Origin of the sequence: Streptomyces sp. NPDC090499 (assembly GCF_044769305.1) — a bacterium.
Lineage (GTDB): Bacteria > Actinomycetota > Actinomycetes > Streptomycetales > Streptomycetaceae > Streptomyces.
The window spans coordinates 277,589-297,951 of record NZ_JBIVXP010000011.1 but is presented as its reverse complement, the minus strand read 5'-3'; the positions used below and the strand labels follow the sequence as shown (position 1 = coordinate 297,951).

General features: G+C 69.7%; 19 protein-coding genes. 7 read left to right on the top strand and 12 right to left on the bottom strand.

Translation table 11 applies throughout. From position 1 onward, the window contains the following. Window positions 1–57 precede the first annotated feature (57 nt). On the bottom strand, window positions 58–606 hold the full coding sequence (locus ACIQVL_RS34690) for an acyl-CoA thioesterase (RefSeq protein ID WP_403437339.1): 549 nt from the start codon (window positions 604–606) through the stop codon (window positions 58–60). Between the two features lie 119 nt (window positions 607–725). On the opposite strand from ACIQVL_RS34690, the gene ACIQVL_RS34685 reads away from it, so the two are divergent. Further along, window positions 726–2,024, top strand: a complete 1,299-nt coding sequence (locus tag ACIQVL_RS34685; protein WP_403477314.1) for an LCP family protein — start codon at window positions 726–728, stop codon at window positions 2,022–2,024. 94 nt (window positions 2,025–2,118) lie between these two features. On the opposite strand, the gene ACIQVL_RS34680 is transcribed toward ACIQVL_RS34685, so the two are convergent. Both ACIQVL_RS34680 and ACIQVL_RS34675 read right to left on the bottom strand, forming a co-directional pair. Next, on the bottom strand, window positions 2,119–2,484 hold the full coding sequence (locus ACIQVL_RS34680) for a four-helix bundle copper-binding protein (RefSeq protein ID WP_403437337.1): 366 nt from the start codon (window positions 2,482–2,484) through the stop codon (window positions 2,119–2,121). A gap of 141 nt (window positions 2,485–2,625) precedes the next feature. Further along, window positions 2,626–3,783, bottom strand: a complete 1,158-nt coding sequence (locus ACIQVL_RS34675; protein ID WP_403477313.1) for an acyl-CoA dehydrogenase — start codon at window positions 3,781–3,783, stop codon at window positions 2,626–2,628. A 178-nt stretch (window positions 3,784–3,961) separates the two neighbouring features. Between ACIQVL_RS34675 and ACIQVL_RS34670 the strand changes: the two genes are divergently transcribed. Together ACIQVL_RS34670 and ACIQVL_RS34665 are read left to right on the top strand one after the other, a co-directional pair. Continuing rightward, window positions 3,962–5,305, top strand: a complete 1,344-nt coding sequence (locus tag ACIQVL_RS34670; protein ID WP_403477312.1) for a UDP-glucose dehydrogenase family protein — start codon at window positions 3,962–3,964, stop codon at window positions 5,303–5,305. 435 nt (window positions 5,306–5,740) lie between these two features. Beyond that, window positions 5,741–6,187 (top strand): cupin domain-containing protein, encoded by a 447-nt coding sequence (locus tag ACIQVL_RS34665; protein ID WP_403437333.1) that lies wholly within the window; start codon window positions 5,741–5,743, stop codon window positions 6,185–6,187. Here ACIQVL_RS34665 and ACIQVL_RS34660 read toward each other — a convergent pair. Continuing rightward, the gene (locus ACIQVL_RS34660; protein ID WP_403437332.1) at window positions 6,184–7,629 is read right to left on the bottom strand and encodes a hypothetical protein; all 1,446 of its coding nucleotides are present in this window, start codon (window positions 7,627–7,629) and stop codon (window positions 6,184–6,186) included. The two genes, ACIQVL_RS34665 and ACIQVL_RS34660, sit on opposite strands and share 4 nt — an antisense overlap. Window positions 7,630–8,045: 416 nt before the next feature. On the opposite strand from ACIQVL_RS34660, the gene ACIQVL_RS34655 reads away from it, so the two are divergent. Beyond that, window positions 8,046–8,405, top strand: coding sequence for a VOC family protein (locus ACIQVL_RS34655; RefSeq protein ID WP_403477311.1), 360 nt, complete (start codon window positions 8,046–8,048; stop codon window positions 8,403–8,405). A gap of 30 nt (window positions 8,406–8,435) precedes the next feature. Next, entirely contained in the window at window positions 8,436–8,825 is a 390-nt protein-coding gene (locus ACIQVL_RS34650; protein ID WP_403437330.1) for a VOC family protein, read from the top strand. 117 nt (window positions 8,826–8,942) lie between these two features. Here ACIQVL_RS34650 and ACIQVL_RS34645 read toward each other — a convergent pair whose 3' ends face one another. From ACIQVL_RS34645 to ACIQVL_RS34630, 4 genes are all read right to left on the bottom strand, one after another. Beyond that, window positions 8,943–10,040: a dipeptidase gene (locus tag ACIQVL_RS34645; protein WP_403477310.1), complete on the bottom strand. Its 1,098-nt coding sequence runs from the start codon at window positions 10,038–10,040 to the stop codon at window positions 8,943–8,945. Window positions 10,041–10,174: 134 nt separating this feature from the next. Then, window positions 10,175–11,353 (bottom strand): dipeptidase, encoded by a 1,179-nt coding sequence (locus ACIQVL_RS34640; RefSeq protein WP_403437328.1) that lies wholly within the window; start codon window positions 11,351–11,353, stop codon window positions 10,175–10,177. 21 nt (window positions 11,354–11,374) lie between these two features. Continuing rightward, complete coding sequence (gene purE / locus ACIQVL_RS34635) at window positions 11,375–11,896, bottom strand: 5-(carboxyamino)imidazole ribonucleotide mutase (RefSeq protein ID WP_403437327.1); 522 nt, start codon at window positions 11,894–11,896, stop codon at window positions 11,375–11,377. Then, on the bottom strand, window positions 11,893–13,032 hold the full coding sequence (locus ACIQVL_RS34630) for a 5-(carboxyamino)imidazole ribonucleotide synthase (RefSeq protein ID WP_403437326.1): 1,140 nt from the start codon (window positions 13,030–13,032) through the stop codon (window positions 11,893–11,895). Before ACIQVL_RS34630 ends, purE begins: the two co-directional genes overlap by 4 nt. A 217-nt stretch (window positions 13,033–13,249) precedes the next feature. On the opposite strand from ACIQVL_RS34630, the gene ACIQVL_RS34625 reads away from it, so the two are divergent. Next, window positions 13,250–13,753, top strand: a complete 504-nt coding sequence (locus ACIQVL_RS34625) for a GtrA family protein (protein ID WP_403437325.1) — start codon at window positions 13,250–13,252, stop codon at window positions 13,751–13,753. Window positions 13,754–13,770: 17 nt separating this feature from the next. On the opposite strand, the gene ACIQVL_RS34620 is transcribed toward ACIQVL_RS34625, so the two are convergent. Next, window positions 13,771–15,042, bottom strand: coding sequence for an ATP-binding protein (locus tag ACIQVL_RS34620; RefSeq protein ID WP_403437324.1), 1,272 nt, complete (start codon window positions 15,040–15,042; stop codon window positions 13,771–13,773). 127 nt (window positions 15,043–15,169) lie between these two features. After that, window positions 15,170–15,847 carry a response regulator transcription factor gene (locus tag ACIQVL_RS34615; protein ID WP_089102314.1) on the bottom strand — a complete coding sequence of 226 codons (678 nt, stop codon included), beginning with the start codon at window positions 15,845–15,847 and terminating at the stop codon, window positions 15,170–15,172. 490 nt (window positions 15,848–16,337) lie between these two features. Here ACIQVL_RS34615 and ACIQVL_RS34610 point away from each other — a divergent pair, with 490 nt between their 5' ends. Then, entirely contained in the window at window positions 16,338–17,834 is a 1,497-nt protein-coding gene (locus tag ACIQVL_RS34610) for an oligopeptide:H+ symporter (RefSeq protein WP_403437323.1), read from the top strand. 144 nt (window positions 17,835–17,978) lie between these two features. Here ACIQVL_RS34610 and ACIQVL_RS34605 read toward each other — a convergent pair whose 3' ends face one another. Beyond that, window positions 17,979–19,292, bottom strand: a complete 1,314-nt coding sequence (locus ACIQVL_RS34605; protein ID WP_403437321.1) for a hypothetical protein — start codon at window positions 19,290–19,292, stop codon at window positions 17,979–17,981. Between the two features lie 2 nt (window positions 19,293–19,294). After that, complete coding sequence (locus ACIQVL_RS34600; protein ID WP_403477330.1) at window positions 19,295–20,329, bottom strand: hypothetical protein; 1,035 nt, start codon at window positions 20,327–20,329, stop codon at window positions 19,295–19,297. Between the last annotated feature and the right edge of the window lie 34 nt (window positions 20,330–20,363).

The window sequence follows — 20,363 nt, the reverse complement described above, 5'->3', positions numbered from 1 at the left end:
AAGGCCGGGGGAGGGACTGCGCGACCGGCCACGACGGCGCCGCGGTCGACGACGCACCTAGTCCACGTACCCCTGCGCCACCCTGCGCTCGCGCAGCTCACGGATCTCCCGGCGCCGCGCCAGCCGGTGGGTCCTGCGGATCTGGGCCTCCTGGTAGCGCCGGCGGTCCCGGTCCGTCTCCGGCAGGACCGGCGGCACCCGCCGCGGCTTGCCGTCCGCGTCGACCGCCGCGAAGACGAGGTAGGCCGAGCCGACCTGGGTGGCGGGGGTCGACTCGTTCCAGCGCTCGGCGAGGACCCGGACCCCCACCTCCATCGACGTCCGGCCGGTCCAGTTGACCTGGGCCTTGACGTGGACGAGGTCGCCGACGCGGACCGGCTCCAGGAACGCCATCTCGTCCATGGACGCGGTGACGGCGGGACCGCCCGAGTGGCGGCCGGCGACCGCGCCCGCCGCGTCGTCCACGAGCTTCATGATCACACCGCCGTGCACCGTCCCGAGGAGGTTGGTGTCGCTGTGGGTCATGATGTGGCTCAGCGTGGTCCGGGACGCGGACGTCGGCTTGCCGGGTATATCGGATTCCGCCTCGGGGGCCTGGTCTGTCATGGCCCCCACCTTATGCCGAGGCGACAATCGCGGAATTTGTGTCGGGTTCGCAACAGCGGTGCCCTGATTTTCCTACGACCCTTGTAAGAGGCACAGTGGCTGCCTGCACACTGGGGCCCATGAACGAATGGCCCGAGGGATGGTCGGACGGCAACCGCGGCAACCAGTACGGCCGCGGTAGTGCGGGCGCGCAGCCTGAGGGCGCCCGCGTGATGCGCCAGGTGCGGCGCGGAGAGCCGTCGGCGCCGCCGTACGGCGCCCCGCAGCAGGGCGGCGGCTACGCGGGGGTCCCGCAGCAGCCGTCGTACAACAACGGCGGGTACGACGGCGGTGGCGGGTACGACGGCTACGACAGCGGCTACAACACCGGCCAGGTCTACGGCGGTGGTCCGGGGGGCGACGGTCCCTCCGGCACGCGTGAGCGCGAGCCGCGGCCGGCTCCCAACTGGCGCAAGCGGATCAAGTGGACCGCGATCGTCGTGGTGAGCGTGCTGGTCGTCACATCCGTCGCGACCTACTTCTGGGCCGACTCCAAGCTGCACCGGGACGTCGACCTGTCCAAGGTGATCGACCGGCCCGCGGCGGGCAAGGGCACCAACTACCTGATCGTCGGCTCCGACAGCCGCAAGGGCATGTCGTCCGAGGAGAAGAAGAAGCTGCACACCGGGTCGGCCGAGGGCCAGCGCACGGACTCGATGATGATCCTGCACGTCGGCGACAACGGCGACACCCTGGTCTCACTCCCGCGCGACTCCAACGTGGTGATCCCCTCCTACAAGGGGTCCACGTCCGGCAAGGTCTACCCGAACACCGGCCGCCAGACGAAGCTGAACGCGGCCTACGCCGAGGACGGCCCGACCCTCCTCGTCCGCACGGTCGAGTACAACACCGGCCTGCACATCGACCACTACGTGGAGATCGGCTTCGCCGGCTTCGCGGACATCGTGGACGCGGTCGGCGGTGTCACCATCACCATCGACAAGGCCTTCAAGGACAGTTACTCGGGCGCGAACTTCAAGGCGGGCAAGCAGACCCTGAACGGCGAGGAGGCCCTGGCCTTCGTCCGCACCCGGCACGCCTTCGCCGCGTCCGACCTGCAGCGCACCAAGAACCAGCAGAAGTTCCTGGCCGCCCTGGCCCACCAGGTGGCCACCCCGTCGACGATCCTGAACCCCTTCAAGCTCTACCCCACCCTCGGCGCGGGCCTGGACTCCCTCACCGTCGACAAGGACATGAGCCTGTGGGACCTGGCGTCGATGTTCTTCGCGATGAAGGACGTCAACGGCGGCGACGGCACCTCGATGAACATGCCGGTCTCCGGCTCCACCGGCGGCAACCTGGTCTGGGACAAGGCCAAGGTCAAGACCCTGGTGGACGAACTGAAGAACGACGAGAAGGTCACCGTCAGCGGCAACTAGGCCGTGGCGGCGGCGACCGGCACCACATGGGGAAGGGCCCGGCGCCCTTCCCCATCGCCGTACTCGGCCGCGACGTCGCACGTCGCGACGAGCGTCACATGGGCATGGTCGCCATCGAGCGGCACATCTCGGCGCAGCGGCGACACGCCTCCGCGCAGCGCTTCATCTGCGGGTCCTCGGGCATGGACATACACGCCTCGGCACACATGTCACACGCTTTGGCACACATCGCACACATCTCGGGCGAGAGCGGCGAACGCCGCATCATCATGTCGGCGCACATCCGGGTCGCCTCGGAGCAGTCCATGAGCGCGCGCATGATGCGCATGTGGGCCTGGCCGCCCTCCATGGACATGCAGGAGCTCAGGGTCTCCTCGCACATCGTGTGCGTGGTCATGCACATGTTGACGCAGTCCTGCATCTGCTTGGACATGGCCGTCATGGGTCCGGTCTGGGTCATGGCTCCTCCAGGGTGGGGGGCGGGGTCCGGGACGGTCCCCGTGTGGTTCCCGTCCTAAGCCCGACCGTCCGGTAGTGCCATTCGAGGACACGGACGGAAAAGGCGCCCCGAAGGGCGCCTTCTCGCCGAATGCCGCGGCGGTTACGGCAGGTTGCGGGCCATCACGATCCGCTGGACCTGATTCGTGCCCTCGTAGATCTGGGTGATCTTCGCGTCGCGCATCATGCGCTCGACCGGGTAGTCGCGGGTGTAGCCGTAGCCGCCGAGGAGCTGGACGGCGTCCGTGGTGACCTCCATGGCGACGTCGGAGGCGAAGCACTTGGCCGCCGCGCCCTGGAAGGTGAGGTCGGCGTCGCCGCGCTCGGAGGCGGCCGCGGCCTGGTAGGTGAGGGCGCGGGCGGCGGCGATCTTCATGGCCATGTCGGCGAGCATGAACTGGATGCCCTGGAAGTCGCCGATCGGCTTGCCGAACTGCTTGCGCTCCTGGACGTAGCCCTTGGCGTAGTCGAGGGCGCCCTGGGCGACGCCGAGAGCCTGGGCGGCGATGGTGATGCGGGTGTGGTCGAGGGTCTTCATCGCGGTGGCGAAGCCGGTGCCCTCGGCGCCGATCATGCGGTCGGCGGGGATGCGGACGTTGTCGAAGTAGACCTCGCGGGTCGGCGAGCCCTTGATGCCGAGCTTCTTCTCCGGGGCACCGAAGGAGACGCCCTCGTCGGACTTCTCGACCACGAAGGCGGAGATGCCCTTCGAGCGCTTCTCGGGGTCGGTCACGGCCATCACCGTGTAGTACTCGGAGACGCCCGCGTTGGTGATCCAGCGCTTCACGCCGTTGAGGACGTAATGGTCGCCGTCGCGGACCGCCTTCGTCTTCATGCCGGCCGCGTCGGAGCCCGCCTCCGGCTCGGAGAGGCAGTACGAGAACATCGCGTCGCCCTTGGCGAGCGGGGTCAGGTACTTCTTCTTCAGGTCCTCGGAGCCGGAGAGGATCACCGGGAGCGAGCCCAGCTTGTTCACGGCCGGGATGAGGGAGGAGGAGACGCAGGCGCGGGCGACCTCCTCGATCACGATGACCGTGGCGAGCGCGTCGGCACCGGCCCCGCCGTACTCCTCGGGGACGTGCACGGCCTGGAGGTCGCCCGCGACCAGGGCGTCGAGCGCCTCCTGCGGGAAGCGGGCCTCCTCGTCGACCGCGGCGGCGTACGGGGCGATCTTCGCCTCGACCAGCGCGCGGACGACGTCCCGGAGCATGTCGTGCTCCTCGGACGTGCGGTACAGGTCGAAGTCAGCCGATCCGGCCAAGGTCTCTCACTCCAGACGAGATGGTGCCGACGCTAATTACTGTTAAGTAACTCAAAGTTTAGAACGCGGCCCACGGAACGGTGACGTGAGGTACGCGACAGCGGGAAAGTTGCCCGCAAGGGGGCCCGGTTATGCTCGGCCCCGCAGCAGCACCAATGTCCCCGAGCTGGAGCATTCCATGAGCCTCAAGATCACTGTGATCGGCACCGGCTATCTCGGCGCCACGCATGCCGCGGCCATGGCGGAGCTCGGCTTCGAGGTGCTCGGGCTCGACGTCGTACCCGAGAAGATCGCGATGCTGGAGCGCGGCGAGACCCCGATGTACGAGCCGGGGCTCGACGAGCTGCTGCGCCGGCACGTGGCGGGCTTCGAGGGCTCCTCCGGGCGGCTGCGCTTCACCACCGACTGGGCCGAGGCGGGCGCCTTCGGTGACGTCCACTTCGTCTGTGTGAACACCCCGCAGAAGCACGGTGAGTACGCCTGCGACATGTCGTACGTCGACTCCGCGATCGCGTCGCTGGCCCCGCATCTGACCGGGCCCGCGCTCGTCGTCGGCAAGTCGACCGTGCCGGTCGGCTCGGCGGAGCGGCTGGCCGCCTACCTCGCCGAGAACGCGCCGGCCGGGGCAGATGCCGAGCTGGCCTGGAACCCGGAGTTCCTGCGCGAGGGCTTCGCCGTCCAGGACACCCTGCACCCGGACCGGATCGTGGTCGGCGTGCACAGCGAACGCGCCGAGAAGCTGCTGCGCGAGGTGTACGCGACGCCGGTCGGCGAGGGTACGCCGTTCGTGGTGACCGACTTCCCGACGGCCGAGCTGGTGAAGACCTCCGCGAACTCCTTCCTGGCCACGAAGATCTCCTTCATCAACGCGATGGCGGAGGTGTGCGAGGCCGCGGGCGGCGATGTCGCCAGGCTGGCGGAGGCGATCGGGTACGACGACCGGATCGGGAAGAAGTTCCTGCGGGCCGGGATCGGGTTCGGCGGCGGCTGCCTGCCGAAGGACATCCGCGCCTTCATGGCCCGTGCGGGTGAGCTGGGCGCGGACCAGGCGCTGACCTTCCTGCGCGAGATCGACTCCATCAACATGCGGCGCCGCGGCCAGATGGTCGAGATGGCCCGGGACGCCCTCGGCGGCGGGTCCTTCCTCGGGAAGCGGGTCGCGGTGCTCGGCGCGACGTTCAAGCCGGACTCGGACGACGTCCGGGACTCGCCCGCGCTGAACGTGGCCGGGCAGATCCATCTGCAGGGCGGCCAGGTGACGGTGTACGACCCGAAGGGCATGGCCAACGCGCGGAAGCTGTTCCCGACGCTCGGCTACGCGGAGACTGCGCTGGAGGCCGTGCGGGGGGCGCATGTCGTGCTGCACCTGACGGAGTGGCGGGAGTTCCGGGAGCTGGATCCGGCGGTGCTGGGAGGGGTGGCCGCGGAGAAGGTCATCCTCGACGGGCGGAACGCACTGGAGCCGGAGCACTGGCGGCGGGCCGGGTGGACTTATCGCGCCATGGGGCGACCCACCGCGTAGGACTGCGGGTGGGTGGGGGGTGATCGCGCAGTTCCTCCCCCAGCCTTCGGCCGGGGGGTACCCCCAGCGCCCCTTACGGGGCGCTCATGCCCAGGGCGATCGATGGAACCGGACGACACCGGTTCGGCCGAGGCTCAGTCGGCCGAACCGGTGTCTTGTTGCATTCTGCACCACCCGGCACACGCTTTTCCGGTGAACCGGCTGTGGCTTACCGGCCCTTGGCCCGGTACCGGCGCGTCCGGGTCGGCGCGGGGGCGGGCCGGGGAAGGCCCGAGCCCTGGCGAACCATCTCAAGATCCCTGATCCAGTCAAACCGGCGCATTCGCCGCTTTTAATATCCACTGTTATTCTGATGTACAAAATAGGGTATATCGCGTAAGGATCGCTGGATCTCCAAAGTCGGCAGATAACGGTAGATATTGGAGGCGAGGACTCGTGACCGAAACGCATTCCGGTGCCCAGGTCAGGGTCGTGCACGGGGACCAGCTCGACGGTGATACGCCCCAGACTCCCGGCCTCGTCCGCGAGGCCGCCTTCGACAGCCGGAACCCCGGCGCGCTGCACCTGTCGGCATTCCGCAGCACCGTGAAACCCGGCGCAGCCACCGGACCCCACCATCACGGCGGCCAGGAGACGATTCTCTACATCATCAGCGGCACGTCCCGCTTCCGGTGGGGCGACAAGCTGGAGAACGTGGCCGAGGCGCGCCCCGGGGACTTCGTGTTCATCCCCGGGCACGTCAGCCATCAGGAGATCAACGCCTCCGCGGACGCGGAGACGGTCTGGGTCGTCGTGCGCTCCGGCGTCGATCCCGTCGTGGTGAACCTGCCGGAACTGGACGCCTTCGCGGAACGGGCGACGGTCGAATACACGCACCCCTAGGGGGCGAGGAACTCGGCCAGCGGGAAGGCGCGATGGCGACGCGGTGGAACCAGGTAGTTCTGCCGGTGGGTCGTGTTCAGGACCGAGTTGATGCCGGCGTGGGTACTGCGCGGTGAGACGGGGAGCGTCCGGTCGGGATAGTGGCCGTCCATGGCGAGCCGGACGATATTGAAGATTCCGATCGTCGGCTGGAACTGAATGAAGTGCAGCCCGGCCGCCGGCTTCGTGCTGTAGTGGTCTCCCGCGGGATCGGACGTGTAGTGGAACGGATTGTCCAGCGTATCGAAGTCGCCGCGCACCGGGATCGTGGTCCCGGAGGGATATGACTTCCCGTAGTTGGTGGTTTCCTGCTTGGTGGTGCTGTCCACCTGCGACATGCTCCCGGTATGGCCGAAGGAGTGGTAGCGCTTGACCCCTTCCGCCACCTGGGCCTCGGTCGGCCCTGGCGGTTGCAGGGCGAACGTACCCGGCGCGGGGGCGGGCTTCAGGCCCGGCTGGAGCATCGCCTGGACGCGGTCCGCGTACTGGGGATAGCTCTTCTCGTACCAGGTCTCCAGGTCCTGGAACAGGTGCGAGAGATGCATGGTCGTGCCTTGTTTGAAGTAGCCATCGGGCCATTGGTCGGTGAAACCGGGCAGGGTCTCGAAATTCGCGATGTTGTCGGGTCCCATGTTCGACACCAGGGTGGTGGCGAAGCCGAGGAAGCCCTGCGACTGCCGGGGAATCGACTGGGCGCCGGGGATGTTCGCCGCCAGCGCCAGCTTGCTCGGCAGGCCCTGTTGCCCGTAGAACCCGCCCCCGGAGAAGCCCTGGCGGATGCTGGTCACCTTGAACAGGCTGCCCGCCTGATTGCTTCCGGATCCGAAGACGGCGTCGGCGGCCGCCGTGATATTGGCGAGCGTGTCACTGCGGAGCAGTACGGCCACGTCATTCTGTTCCAGGCGGACCGGCCCGAAACCGGACGGAGGCTGGTCGCTGGGGAACGTCCTGGCGTCCTGCAGCGCGTAGACGGTACGCCCCTCCGTCTTGGAGGTCATCAGGTCGACCGGCAGATAGGCCGGGTAGCGCGTTCCCGCCTTGAAGAAGTCCGACCCCTTGCCCAGGGTCGGGATGTAGTGGTGGAAATAGGGAAGTCCCCAGGCCAATGTGACGCCCACGCCCGTGGGGGTGGACGGAAATTCGCGTTCCAGAGCCACGAGGACGGATTCGAGGTGGTGCTGCGCCTCCTGCAAGGCCTTGGAATTCGCCGGAACGTTCAGCTTCGCGGTGACGACGTGATCGTGCAGTGCCGGAACCCGGACCGCGATCGTTCCCTTGCTGCTCTGCACGGCCGAGTCGTCGACCATGACCACCTGCTCGTTCTGCAGGATGTACTGCTCCTGGACCGGCGGAGCGTCAGAAGCGGCCTGGCGGTCCGGCGGTTCCGCGATCGCGTCGATCATCTTGTAGATACCGGCAGATGCCAGAGCGGCACCGAAAGTGCCCGCCGTCCCCTGGAGAAGGCGTCGCCTGTTCAAGGCTCCTCGCGGGCCGTCCGCATGCTCGTTTCCGTTCCCGTCTGTCATGGTCCCCTCGCTGTGGAATAAATGTCCGCCATCTCCGGCATCGAATTACCAATCCGCCCGGATGGCCGTGATCTATTTCCCTGCCACGACACGCATCGGAGGGGTTGGCGGTGAATTGGATATAACCACACGCGCCGCCGGGCCATCGAAGCCAACACGCCGCCGGGTCAGCGCGGCCGGTCCGTTCCGGTGTCACCGGGAGCCGACTCCCCACAGAACGAGGCCCTTCGGATTGGACGTGCTGAACTTGGTTAGGAAGTCCTTGAGGCAACTCCCGCTTCAAGGAGGAAGTCATGGCTCTCGCCAAGCTCGGTGTCGTCGTCCTGGACTGTCCCGACCCGTCCGCGCTGGCCGGTTTCTACGCCGGGGTGCTGGGCGGCACTGTCGAGGAGGACGGGGACTGGGTGGACCTGGCGGTGCCCGGCGGGCAGGCGCTGGCGTTCCAGCGGGCGCCCGGATTCGTGGCGCCGCGGTGGCCCGCGCCCGACGGCTCGCAGCAGTTCCACCTGGACCTGGTGGTGGACGACCTGGACGTGGCCGAGAAGGGGGTGCTGGAGCTGGGCGCGAAGCCGCTGGACGCGGCGGACCGGGAACGTACCTTCCGGGTGTACGCCGACCCGGCCGGGCACCCGTTCTGCCTCTGTGCCTGCTGACCGAGCGTGCCTGCTGACCGAGGAGGATCCATGGCATCAATCGCCCGTCTGCGCAACGTGGTGCTCGACTGTCCCGACCCGCACGCGCTGGCCGCCTTCTATGCGGCCGTCGTCGGGGGCACGCTGGTGGCCGAGGAGGACGACTGGGTCGTGCTGCAGCTGCCGGACGGGCTGCGGCTGGGATTCCAGCAGGCGGAGGGGTACGTCCCGCCGGAGTGGCCGCAGGCCGACCACAACTCGCAGCAGTTCCACCTCGACTTCGACGCGGGGCCGACGTGGGAGGACGTCGACGCGGCGGAGAAGAAGGTGCTGGAGCTCGGGGCGCGGCTGCTGCGGCGCGAGGAGGACCCCGTGGCGGAGGACTTCCGGGTGTTCGCCGACCCGGCCGGCCATCCGTTCTGTCTGTGCCGGATCGACTGAACGGACCGGCTGAACGGACCGGGTGACCGGATCGGATGACCCGGCTGGCTGACCCGACCGGGTGACCCGACCGGGTGACCCGACCCGCTGACCCGACCGGTCGGCCGGATCGGCTGATCAGGTCTCGGTGTCGGCCGGGCGGGGCGGGCTCGGGTCCCTGCGGCGCTGGGTCGCGCGGGCGGTGAAGTCGGCGCTGCGCAGGGCCCGCTGGACGTTGCCCCAGGTCAGCAGGGACAGTTCGGTCTCCGACCAGCCGCGGCGGAGCAGTTCGGCGATCAGGTGGGGGTAGCGGGAGGTGTCGTCGAGGTCGCGGGGGTGGGCGGCGCCGGAGTCGAAGGTGCCGGACAGGGCGACGCACTCGGGGCCCGCGACCACCCGGACGTGGTCGAGGTGGTCGGCGACGTCCGGGACGGTCGGCCCGGTCTGCTCGGCGCTCAGCGGCACCATGCACACGCCCTTGTGCTCCCCCAGCTGCCCGAGCAGCTCGTCGGAGAGGTTGGCGGGGTGCGGGCGTACGGCCGCGGCGGCGGAGCGGGTGCACAGGACCGGTGTCTTGGAGAGCGCCAGCACCCGGGCGAGGGCGGCCTCCGGGGCACCGGAGAGGTCGGCGAGCACCCCGAGCCGGTTCATCTCCCGGACCACCTCCTCGCCGAACCGGGTCAGCCCCGCCTCGCCCGCCCAGACGGCACCGGCCAGGGAGAGCACCCGCAGGCCCAGGGACTGCAGGACCCGCAGGATGCCGAGGGAGTCGCCGACGGCGGCGGCGGAGGCGGGGCCGAGGACGACGGCGACCCGGCCGCAGTTGCGGGCGTCGATGACCTGCCCGGCGGTCCGCACCAGCCGGAGCCCCTCCGGATGCATCTCGACCACCCGGCGCACCAGGTCCAGCTGCTCCAGGGTGGCCCCCACGGCCCGGTCGCCCCACTCCCGCGCCGGCAGGTCCAGCGACCAGAACAGCGCACCCACGTGCCCCTCGCGCAGCCGGGGCACGTCCGTGGCCACGGCCGTCTCGCCCAGCTCCAGGTCGTACCAGGGCAGCGCCCCGAGCGCCCGGGGCAGCCCGCAGTAGCCGTCCGCGACCGGATGCGCCTCCAGCAGCGCGTGGGCCCGCTCCAGGAGGGCGGCGCCGGATTGCAGCGGGAACGGGTCGTCCGGGAGGTAGTCCTCCCTGCCGACCTCGGTCGTGGTGTGGATGTCGTGCTGGAGGTCGGCCATGAAGGGCTCCGTACGTCGTCCTGAGCTACGTCGTGAAGGGGCTGTAGCTCACCGTCGCACGCCCGGCCGGGAGGGTTCCTGGTGGACGGGGCGTTCGGGGGTACGCCCCGAACGCCCGGCCCTGCCGGACGGCCTCAGCCGTCCAGGTCGGAGATGGTCGCGTGGGACGGTCCCCGTGTCTCCTGGAGGTCCCGCGCCACGTCCTCCGCCGCGCCCAGCACCCGGACCGCGTTCTGCCAGGTCAGCTTGGCCAGGTCGGACCTGGACCAGCCGCGGTCCAGCAGCTCGGCGACGAGGTTGGGGTAGCCGGAGACGTCGTTCAGGCCGTCGGGGGTGAAGGCGGTGCCGTCGTAGTCGCCGCCGATGCCGAGGTGGTCGATGCCGGCGACCTCGCGCATGTGGTCGAGGTGGTCGGCGACCGTGGCGGTGGTGGCGACCGGACGCGGGGTGGTCTCCTCGAAGGCCCGGTGGACCTTCATCGCGTCCTCGGTGGTGTCGAGGTGGTGGAAGCCGTGGGCGCGCATGTTGTCGTCGGCCGCCGCCGTCCAGTCGACCGCCGCCTGGAGCACGAACTTCGGTACGAACGTCACCATCGCCATGCCGCCGTTGCCGGGCAGGCGTTCGAGGACGTCGTCCGGGATGTTGCGGGGGTGGTCGCAGACGGCCCGTGCGGAGGAGTGGGAGAAGATCACCGGGGCGGTGGTGGTGTCGAGGGCGGCCCGCATGGTCGTGGCCGCCACGTGGGAGAGGTCGACCAGCATGCCCAGCCGGTTCATCTCCCGCACGACCTCGCGGCCGAAGGCCGACAGGCCGCCGACGTTCGGCTTGTCGGTCGCCGAGTCCGCCCAGTCGTTGTTGTCGTTGTGGGTGAGCGTCATGTAGCGCACGCCCAGCTCGTACAGACCGCGCAGGGTGCCCAGCGAGTTGTCGATGGAGTGGCCGCCCTCCGCGCCCATCAGGGAGGCGATACGGCCCTCGGCGCGCGCGGCCTCCATGTCGGCGGCGGTCAGCGCGGCCCGCAGGTCGGCCGGGTAACGGGCGATCAGCTGCCGTACGCAGTCGATCTGTTCGAGGGTCGCCGGGACCGCGCCCGGCAGGTCCGAGCGGACGTACACCGACCAGTACTGGGCACCGACCCCGCCCTCCCGCAGCCGCGGGATGTCGGTGTGCAGGTGGGCGTTCTGGTGGGCGGCGATGTCGAGGGCGTCGAGGTCGTAGCGGACCTGCTCGCGCAGTGCGTACGGCAGGTCGTTGTGGCCGTCGACGACCGGGAACTCGCGCAGCAGGGACCGGGCTTCATCGAGGGACGTCATTGCGTGTTACTTCCCGGAGTCCTACTTGCCGAAGCCGAAGCCGCTCGGCCCCTCGACCTTGGCCCGCAGCCGCTTGCCCTTCTCGGTGGCCTGGTCGTTCAGGTCCTGCTGGAAGTCGCGCATCTTCTGCAGCAGATCCTCGTCGTGGGCGGCGAGGATCCGGGCGGCCAGCAGGCCCGCGTTGCGGGCACCGGCGACGGAGACGGTGGCGACCGGGACGCCGGCCGGCATCTGCACGATGGACAGGAGGCTGTCCATGCCGTCGAGGTACTTCAGCGGGACCGGCACGCCGATGACCGGGAGCGGGGTGACGGAGGCGAGCATGCCGGGCAGGTGGGCGGCGCCGCCCGCACCCGCGATGATCACCTTCAGACCGCGCTCGGCGGCGTGCTCGCCGTACGTCACCATCTCGCGCGGCATGCGGTGCGCGGAGACGACGTCCACCTCGTACGCGATCTCGAACTCGTCGAGGGCCTTGGCGGCGGCCTCCATGACGGGCCAGTCGGAGTCCGAACCCATGACGATGCCAACAAGGGGGCTCATTCTGTGATCGTGCCTCTCAGGTAGCCGGCAGCGTGACGTGCGCGGTCGAGAACGTCGTCCAGGTCGTCGCCGTAGGTGTTGACGTGACCGACCTTGCGGCCGGGCTTCACGTCCTTGCCGTACATGTGGATCTTCAGTTTGGGGTCCCGGGCCATGCAGTGCAGGTACGCGGAGTACATGTCCGGGTAGTCGCCGCCCAGGACGTTGACCATGACCGTCCACCTGGCGCGCGGGCGCGGGTCGCCGAGCGGCAGGTCGAGGACGGCCCGCACGTGGTTGGCGAACTGGCTGGTGATCGCGCCGTCCTGGCTCCAGTGACCGGAGTTGTGCGGGCGCATCGCCAGTTCGTTGACGAGGATGCGGCCGTCGCGGGTCTGGAACAGCTCGACGGCCAGGTGGCCGACCACGCCCAGCTCCTTGGCGATCCGCAGGGCCATCTCCTCGGCCTGCAGCGCCAGGGACTCGTCCAGGTCGGGGGCGGGTGCGATCACGGTGTCGCAGACGCCGTTGACCTGCTGCGACTCGACCACCGGGTAGGCGACGGCCTGGCCGTGCGGGGAACGCACGACGTTGGCGGCGAGCTCGCGGACGTAGTCGACCTTCTCCTCGGCGAGGACGGGCACGCCGGCCCGGAAGGGGTCGGTGGCCTCCTCGGCGGTCTCGACGACCCACACGCCCTTGCCGTCGTAGCCGCCGCGCACGGTCTTCAGGACGACGGGGAAGCCGTCGCCCTCGGCCGCGAACCGGACCACGTCCTCCTGGTCGGTCACGATCCGGTGCCGCGGGCACGGCACGCCGATCTCCGTGAGCCTCGCGCGCATCACACCCTTGTCCTGGGCGTGCACCAGCGCGTCCGGGCCGGGGCGCACGGGGATGCCGTCCGCCTCCAGGGCCCGCAGGTGCTCGGTGGGCACGTGCTCGTGGTCGAAGGTGATCACGTCGCAGCCGCGCGCGAACGCGCGCAGCGTCTCCAGGTCGCGGTAGTCGCCGACGACGACATCGCTCACCACCTGGGCCGCGGAATCCTGGGGGGTGTCACTGAGGAGCTTGAACCTGATGCCCAGCGGGATGCCCGCCTCGTGCGTCATACGCGCGAGCTGACCCCCGCCGACCATGCCGACTACCGGGAACGTCACGCCCCTAGGGTATCGGCCGCGCCGGGGTGGCCGGTTTCCGCCGCCGCGACCTGGGCTCTTACCCGCCGCTTCGGCGTCTCTTGCCCCGCTTTTCCCGCGCCTTTCCGGAGCTCTTCCCAAGCCTTTCCCGACCTGTGTCGCCATCCACAGCCATCGGAGATACTGGGTCGTTAGAGTGGCTGGGTCGCAATACCTACGGACGGGAGCCCGCACAACCATGGAACGTGGTTCCTCGGGGCTGCAACGGCTCGTACGCGAAGTCGCCAAATTCGGCGCGGTCGGCGGGGCCGGCATTCTCGTCAATCTCGGCGTCTTCAACCTGGTCCGGCACATCACCGACCTGCCGGTGGTGCGGGCGAGTGTCATAGCGACGGTGGTCGCGATCGCCTTCAACTACCTCGGCTTCCGCTACTGGACGTACCGGGACCGCGAGAAGAGCGGCCGCACCAAGGAACTCACCCTGTTCCTGCTGTTCAGCGCCGTCGGCCTGGTGATCGAGAACGGTCTGCTGTACCTGGCCACCTACGGCTTCGGCTGGGACAGCCCGCTGCAGAGCAACGTCTTCAAGTTCGTCGGCATCGGCGTGGCGACGCTGTTCCGTTTCTGGTCGTACCGCACGTGGGTGTTCAAGACGCTGCCGGCGCGTGAGGCGGTCGCCGACGCGGAGGCCATGCTGGAGCGGGCCGCGGACACCGAGCAGCCCGCGCAGCGGGTCCGGTAGGCCGTCCCGGGCAGGTCCTAGCGGACCATCGGCAGGTCGTCGTCCAGCTTGTGCTGCGGCGGGGTGCGGGACAGGAACAGGCCGAACACCGGCGGCTGGGCCTGGAGCAGTTCCAGGCGGCCGCCGTCGGCCTCCGCGAGGTCGCGTGCGACGGCCAGCCCGATCCCGGTGGAGTTGCGGCCGCTGATGGTCCGCTCGAAGATGCGGTTGCCCAGGTCGGCGGGGACGCCGGAGCCCTCGTCGGTCACCTCGACCACCGCCTGGTTGCCGGTCACCCTGGTCCGCAGGGCCACGGTGCCGCCGCCGTGCATCAGCGAGTTCTCGATCAGCGCGGCCAGCACCTGTGCCACCGCGCCCGGCGTGCCGACCGCGCGCAGGTGGCGCTTGCCGGAGCTGACGATCGCCCGGCCCACGCTGCGGTAGGCGGGCCGCCACTCGGCGAGCTGCTGCTGGATGACCTCGTCCAGGTCGAAGGAGACGGCGGAGCCGGTGCGCGGGTCCCGGGAGTTCGTCAGCAGCCGCTCCACGACGTCGGTGAGCCGCTCCACCTGCGTGAGCGCCACGTTCGCCTCCTCCTTCACGATGTCCGGGTCGTCGGTGAGGGTGATCTCCTCAAGACGCATGGACAGCGCGGTCAGCGGCGTGCGCAGCTGGTGGGAGGCGTCGGCGGCGAGCCGCCGCTCGGCGGTGAGCATCCGCCCGATCCGCTCGGCGGAGGAGTCCAGCACGTCGGCGACCCGGTCCAGCTCGGGTACGCCGTACCGCTTGTGCCGCGGGCGCGGATCACCGGACCCGAGCCGCTCCGCGGTCTCCGCGAGGTCGGTGAGCGGGGACGCCAGCCGGTTGGCCTGGCGGATCGCGAGCAGCACGGCGGCGATCACGGCGAGCAGCGCGACGGCCCCGATGATCAGCAGCGTCCGGCCGACCTCCCGGGTCACCGTCGACCGCGGCTCCTGGACGGTGACGGTCTCGCCTTCCTCACCGTCGGCCGTGTAGTGGATGACGTCGCCCTCGGGCTTCACACCCAGCTCGATCGGCGGCTTGCCCGGGATCCGGATGACGGCGTACTGCTCCTTGCCGACCTGGCTGCGCAGTATCTCGGCGGTGACGTCCTCGTCCCCGAGGATCCGGCTGTCGACGATGCTGGCGAGGCGCAGCGCCTCGGAGTCGACGCGTTCCTGCGCGCTGTTGCTGATGGTCCGCGACTCGACGATGACCAGAGAGACACCGAACACGGCGATGACGACGAGCACGACGGCGAGGGTGGACTGGATCAGACGACGACGCACAGCACTCTCCGAGGAACGGCGACTTCAGCGCCCCTTCAGGGGCGCGGGGAACTGCGCGACCAGCCCACGGCGACGGCCGGTCGCGCACATCACACCAGCCACCCACGGCGCGACGCGCGTAGCCGACCTAGCTCTTTTCGAAACGGAACCCGACACCACGCACGGTAGCGATGTACCGGGGGTTCGCCGCATCGTCGCCGAGCTTCTTGCGCAGCCACGAGATGTGCATGTCGAGCGTCTTGGTCGACGACCACCACGTGGTGTCCCAGACCTCCCGCATCAGCTGGTCCCGTGTGACGACTCGCCCCGCGTCCCGCACCAGCACCCGCAGCAGGTCGAACTCCTTCGCGGTGAGCTGGAGTTCCTCGTCGCCCATCCACGCCCGGTGCGACTCGACGTCGATCCGCACCCCGTGCGTGGCCGGCGGCTGCGCGGGCTCCGCGGCGCCGCGCCGGAGCAGCGCCCGGACCCGGGCGAGCAGTTCGGCGAGCCGGAACGGCTTGGTGACGTAGTCGTCGGCGCCCGCGTCCAGGCCGACGACGGTGTCCACCTCGTCGGCCCGCGCGGTCAGGATGAGGATCGGCACGGCGTGGCCCTCGGCACGCAGCCGGCGCGCCACCTCCAGGCCGTCCATGCCGGGCAGCCCGAGGTCCAGCACGACCAGGTCGACGCCGCCCTGCATTCCGGCGTCGAGCGCGGCGGGTCCGTCCTCGCGCACCTCCACCTCGTAACCTTCCCGGCGCAGTGCGCGGGCCAGCGGCTCCGAGATGGACGCGTCGTCCTCGGCGAGCAGTACACGGGTCATGGGGTGATGGTAGTCCGATTACGCGCAGTACTGGAGTGTGATCGGCGCCAGGGATTCTTACCTTGGGGCACAGTGGTACGAACCTGTGGGCGAAAGGTGCGATCGTAGGAGGGACCTTCGAAACCGGGTGCGAGGTTCCCTCGACACCTGTGATCCGCGTCTCAAGTCCTTCCATATCCGGCAGTGTCCTGACGTAAAGTGACGTGAACGCCTGTAGTACACCCGGTGACCTTTGGTGGGCATCTTGACGCTGAAGGTCTCTTTTGTGTGCGGGCTGGCCTGCCAGCCTCGAAAGGAATGACCTCTGGCCGGGCTCCGGATGCGACACAGCGTCACGGGGCGTGGATCCCGGTGGTCGCCGTCCGCCGCTCCGTGATCCGGGGCGGACTCCCCCTGGGCGTGGGGTGGACGGTACGACCCGCCGGTGCCGGCCGCTCCCCCCACGGGCGCGCACAGCCCCACCGCGCGCTCCGACCAGCAAGGAACGACCATGGCGTCCAGCCTGACGAAGGACTCGGTCCGACCGGGCACCCCCGGTTCCGAGAAGACCTTCTTCGGCCACCCCCGCGGACTGGCCACTCTCTTCATGACCGAGATGTGGGAGCGGTTCTCCTACTACGGCATGAAGGCCCTGCTCCCGCTGTACCTGGTCGCTCCCGGCGGCCTGCACATGAGTGCGGCCACGGCGACGGCGATCTACTCCGTGTACCTGTCGCTCGTGTACCTGCTCGCCCTGCCGGGCGGCTGGTTCGCCGACCGTGTCCTCGGCCCCCGCAAGACGGTCGCCGTCGCGGGCACGATCATCATGATCGGCCACCTGACGCTGGCGCTGCCCAGTTCCGGCACCTTCTTCGCCGGCCTCGGCCTGGTCGCCATAGGTTCCGGCCTGCTGAAGGCCAACATCTCCACGATGGTCGGCCACCTGTACGAGGGCCCGGACGACCCGCGCCGTGACGGTGGCTTCACGCTCTTCTACATCGGCATCAACGTGGGCGCGTTCGCCGCGCCGCTGGTCATCGGCACGGTCGGCGAGAACTACAACTGGCACCTGGGCTTCGCCCTGGCCGCGGTCGGCATGGCGCTGGGTCTCGCCCAGTTCCTGCTCGGCACCCGCCACCTGAGCTCGCGCTCGGACATCGTGCCGACCCCGCTGTCCGCCGCGGAGAAGAAGTCGACGCTGACGAAGGCCGCGTTCTGGGCCGCCGTCGCCGCCGTCTTCTACGTCGTCGTGGGTGTCTCCGGCGTCTACACGCTGAACTGGCTGCTGGTCCCGATCACGATCGCCGGTCTGCTGATCCCGGTCGTCGTCATCGCCCGCATCAAGCGCGACAAGGACCTGGACCGCGCCGAGCAGTCCAAGATGAGCGCGTACATCTGGTTCTTCGTGGCCGCCGCCGTCTTCTGGATGATCTACGACCAGGGCGGCTCGACCGTCTCGCTGTTCGCCGACGCGTCCGCCAAGAACACGATCTTCGGCTGGAACTTCCCGGTCTCCTGGTACCAGTCCGTCAACCCGGTCATGATCATGGCGTTCGCGCCGGTCTTCGCCTGGGCGTGGCTGGCGATGGCGCGACGCGGCAAGGAGCCGAGCACCGCCGTGAAGTTCGCCGGCGGTCTGGTGCTGATCGGTGCGTCGTTCTTCCTGTTCCTCGCGCCGCTGTCGATCGCCGACGGCGGTCACAAGGCCGCGGCGATGTGGCTGGTCGGGATCTACTTCGTGCAGACCGTGGGTGAGCTGATGCTCTCTCCGGTGGGTCTGTCCGTGACGACCAAGATGGCGCCGGCGAAGTACGCGTCCCAGATGATGGGCGTGTGGTTCCTCGCGGTCACCGCGGGTGACGCGACGACCGGTCTGCTGTCCATCGCGGGTGTCGACCTGAACAAGACGGGGATCGTGGCGTTGCAGGCGGCGCTGGCGGTGCTGGCCGGTGTGGCCGTGTGGATGTACCGGAAGAAGGTACGTGAGCTCATGGGCGACGTTCACTGATCGTCCTCTGACGGAGGGCCACCGGGATCTTGGGATCCGGGTGGCCCTCGTCGTGTTTCGGCTGACGGTCGGTGGGGGTTGCTCGCGCCCACGCGGCGGAGCCGCACATCAGATACAGCCCCGCGCCCCTTTAAAGCAGGTTGCTCACCTCGTCCTCTTTCGGGGCATGAAGGTGAACACAGCGCCGCCCAGCAGGATCGCCGTTCCTGCTACCAGGCCCAGCGCCTTCAGTGCGCCGTTGCTGCTGTCGCCGGTCTCCGCGAGGCCGCCGCTGCTCGATGTCGAGGAGCCGCCGGAGGTCGTCGTGCTGCCCGACGCGCCGCTCGCCTGTTCCGTGGTGTCCAGGGTCAGGGAGACCTCGGTCTTCGTCGGGGTGCAGGTCGTGGTCGTGCCCAGTGCCTCGACCGTCAGGACGCCCGGTGACAGCGTCGACGACCCGCTCGCCCCCGGCTTGTACGTGCCCGTCAGGTCCGGGATCTCGATCGGGTCGCCGGACTTGATGGCGGAGGAGTTGGTGGGGCCCTCCACATGGACCGTGCCCTTGTCGGCGCCGCCCAGGACCACCTCCATCGACGGCTTCACCGAGTCCGCCGGGATGTCGGCGGGGCTGTCCATCACCGAACCGTTGAACTGCACGGTCAGGTCGAAACTGCCGCCGTTCTTCTTGGCGTTGATCTGCACCGGCGAGGTCGCGCTCTTGTCGCCGATCGGTGTCTTGCAGGCGTAGGGGATGTCGACCTCCTTGCCGGTGAAGTCGGTCTGGCCGCTGCCCGTGCCGTCGGAGGCGGACGCGGAGGCCGACGCCGAATCGGAAGGGGATGCCGAGTCGGAGGGGCTCGCCGAGCCCGACGGGGAAGCCGATCCGGTGTCCGAGGGCGACGCCGATCCGCTCGACGAACCGTCGCCGGCCGTCACCTCGATCGTCGCCGCCTTCTCCACCGTGCCCGTCGGGGTGCACACGGTGTTCGTCCCGTACGCGTTGACGGTGTACGCGTCCGGCGTGAGCGTCACCTCGCCGGGCGACGTCAGTTTCAGCGAGCCCGTCATGTCGGACAGCACCATGTCGCCGCCCTTGGGGATCGCCGGGTTCTCGCGCGGCCCCTGCATGGCGATGTCGGCGCTCTGCGCACCGGCCGCCTTGACCGTGCCGGACGGCTGGACCGTGTTCGCGGGCAGGTCGATGATGTCCGGGTTCTTGGACGCGGCCTGCACGAACTTCCAGGTGACGTCCACGGTGTCACCGACCTTCGCCGTGGCGGGCGCGGTGACCTCGACCTTGGTGGTCCCGTCGATCGGGTCGGCGACCCCGGCGGGCGGTACGCAGTGGGTGGCGTACGACACCTCGGCCGCCTGGGCGGTCCCCGCGGCCGTGCCGAGCAGGGCGCCCGCCCCGGCGAGGACCAGGGCGGCCGCCGCCGCGCCCGCTCTGGCCGGTACCGGTGTCACTCTCCTTCGCATGATCACGTCGGTCCTTTCGTCGTCGGAGTCGTCGGAGTCGTGGGAGTCGTCGGACTCGTGGAACTGTCGTCGTGCGGTGCGGAGAGCCGGCCGGCCGTCGTGCCCGGACCGGAGTCCGGGGTGAACCACGGCAGGGTCGAGGTGGTGGAGGCCGCCGAGGGCGCGGGCTCCGGGGCGGCGCGCAGGCGCGGCACGCGGAGGACCGGGCGGGGCACTCCCCGGTGCCGGATGCCGCCGGCGCGGGGCGGCCGTACCCGGTCCACCACCGCCATGCCGATGCGGAAGACGGCCGCCGGTACGACCACGCAGAGCAGGAGCCAGAAGAGGGTCACGCCCCAGGGGCGGCCGACGCCCCAGGGCTGTTCGGCGAGGACCTTGCCGTCGTACCTCAGGGAGACGTTGTAGTCGCCGTGTGCCCCGGCGGAGAGTTCGACGGGCAGTTTGACCTGCGCCTTCCTGCCGGGTGCGAGGGTGCCGCGCCACTGCTGCTCGTCCCACTGGGGGGCGAACACGCCGTGCGCGGTGCCGACCTGGAAGACGGGGTCCTTCAGGGTGGAGGTGCCCGCGTTGCCGATGGTGAAGACGAGGGTGCGGGAGGGGGGTGCGCCGAACCAGGTCAGCAGGCCCGAGGAGCCGTCGAGGCGGGTGTCGGTGAGCATCGACAGGCGGCCGCCGGTGGACTCGGCGGGCAGCGCCTTGACGGGGTGTCCGGCGACCTGGAAGGCGACGTCCGCGTCGGCACTGGCACCGGTCACGGTGGCCACGTGCACCACGCAGGGGCAGGGGACCGGCGGTTCGGCGACCGGGAGCTGCTTGCTGAAGGAGCCGTTCGCGTCGGTGGTGACGGCCCGGCCGTCGGCGTTGGCGCAGGAGTTGGTGCCGCCGAGTACGCCCCGGGACGGGCTGGACTGGCCGCAGACCAGCATCATCAGCAGGGTGTGCGGCCGCCACCCGGTGCCGCTGACGGTGACCGAACCACCGGTGCCGGCCTGGGACTCGGAGACCTTGACGGCCGGCCCGGCGGCGGCTGCCGCCATGGGCACGAGGAGCAGCGAGAACACCGCCGCCAGC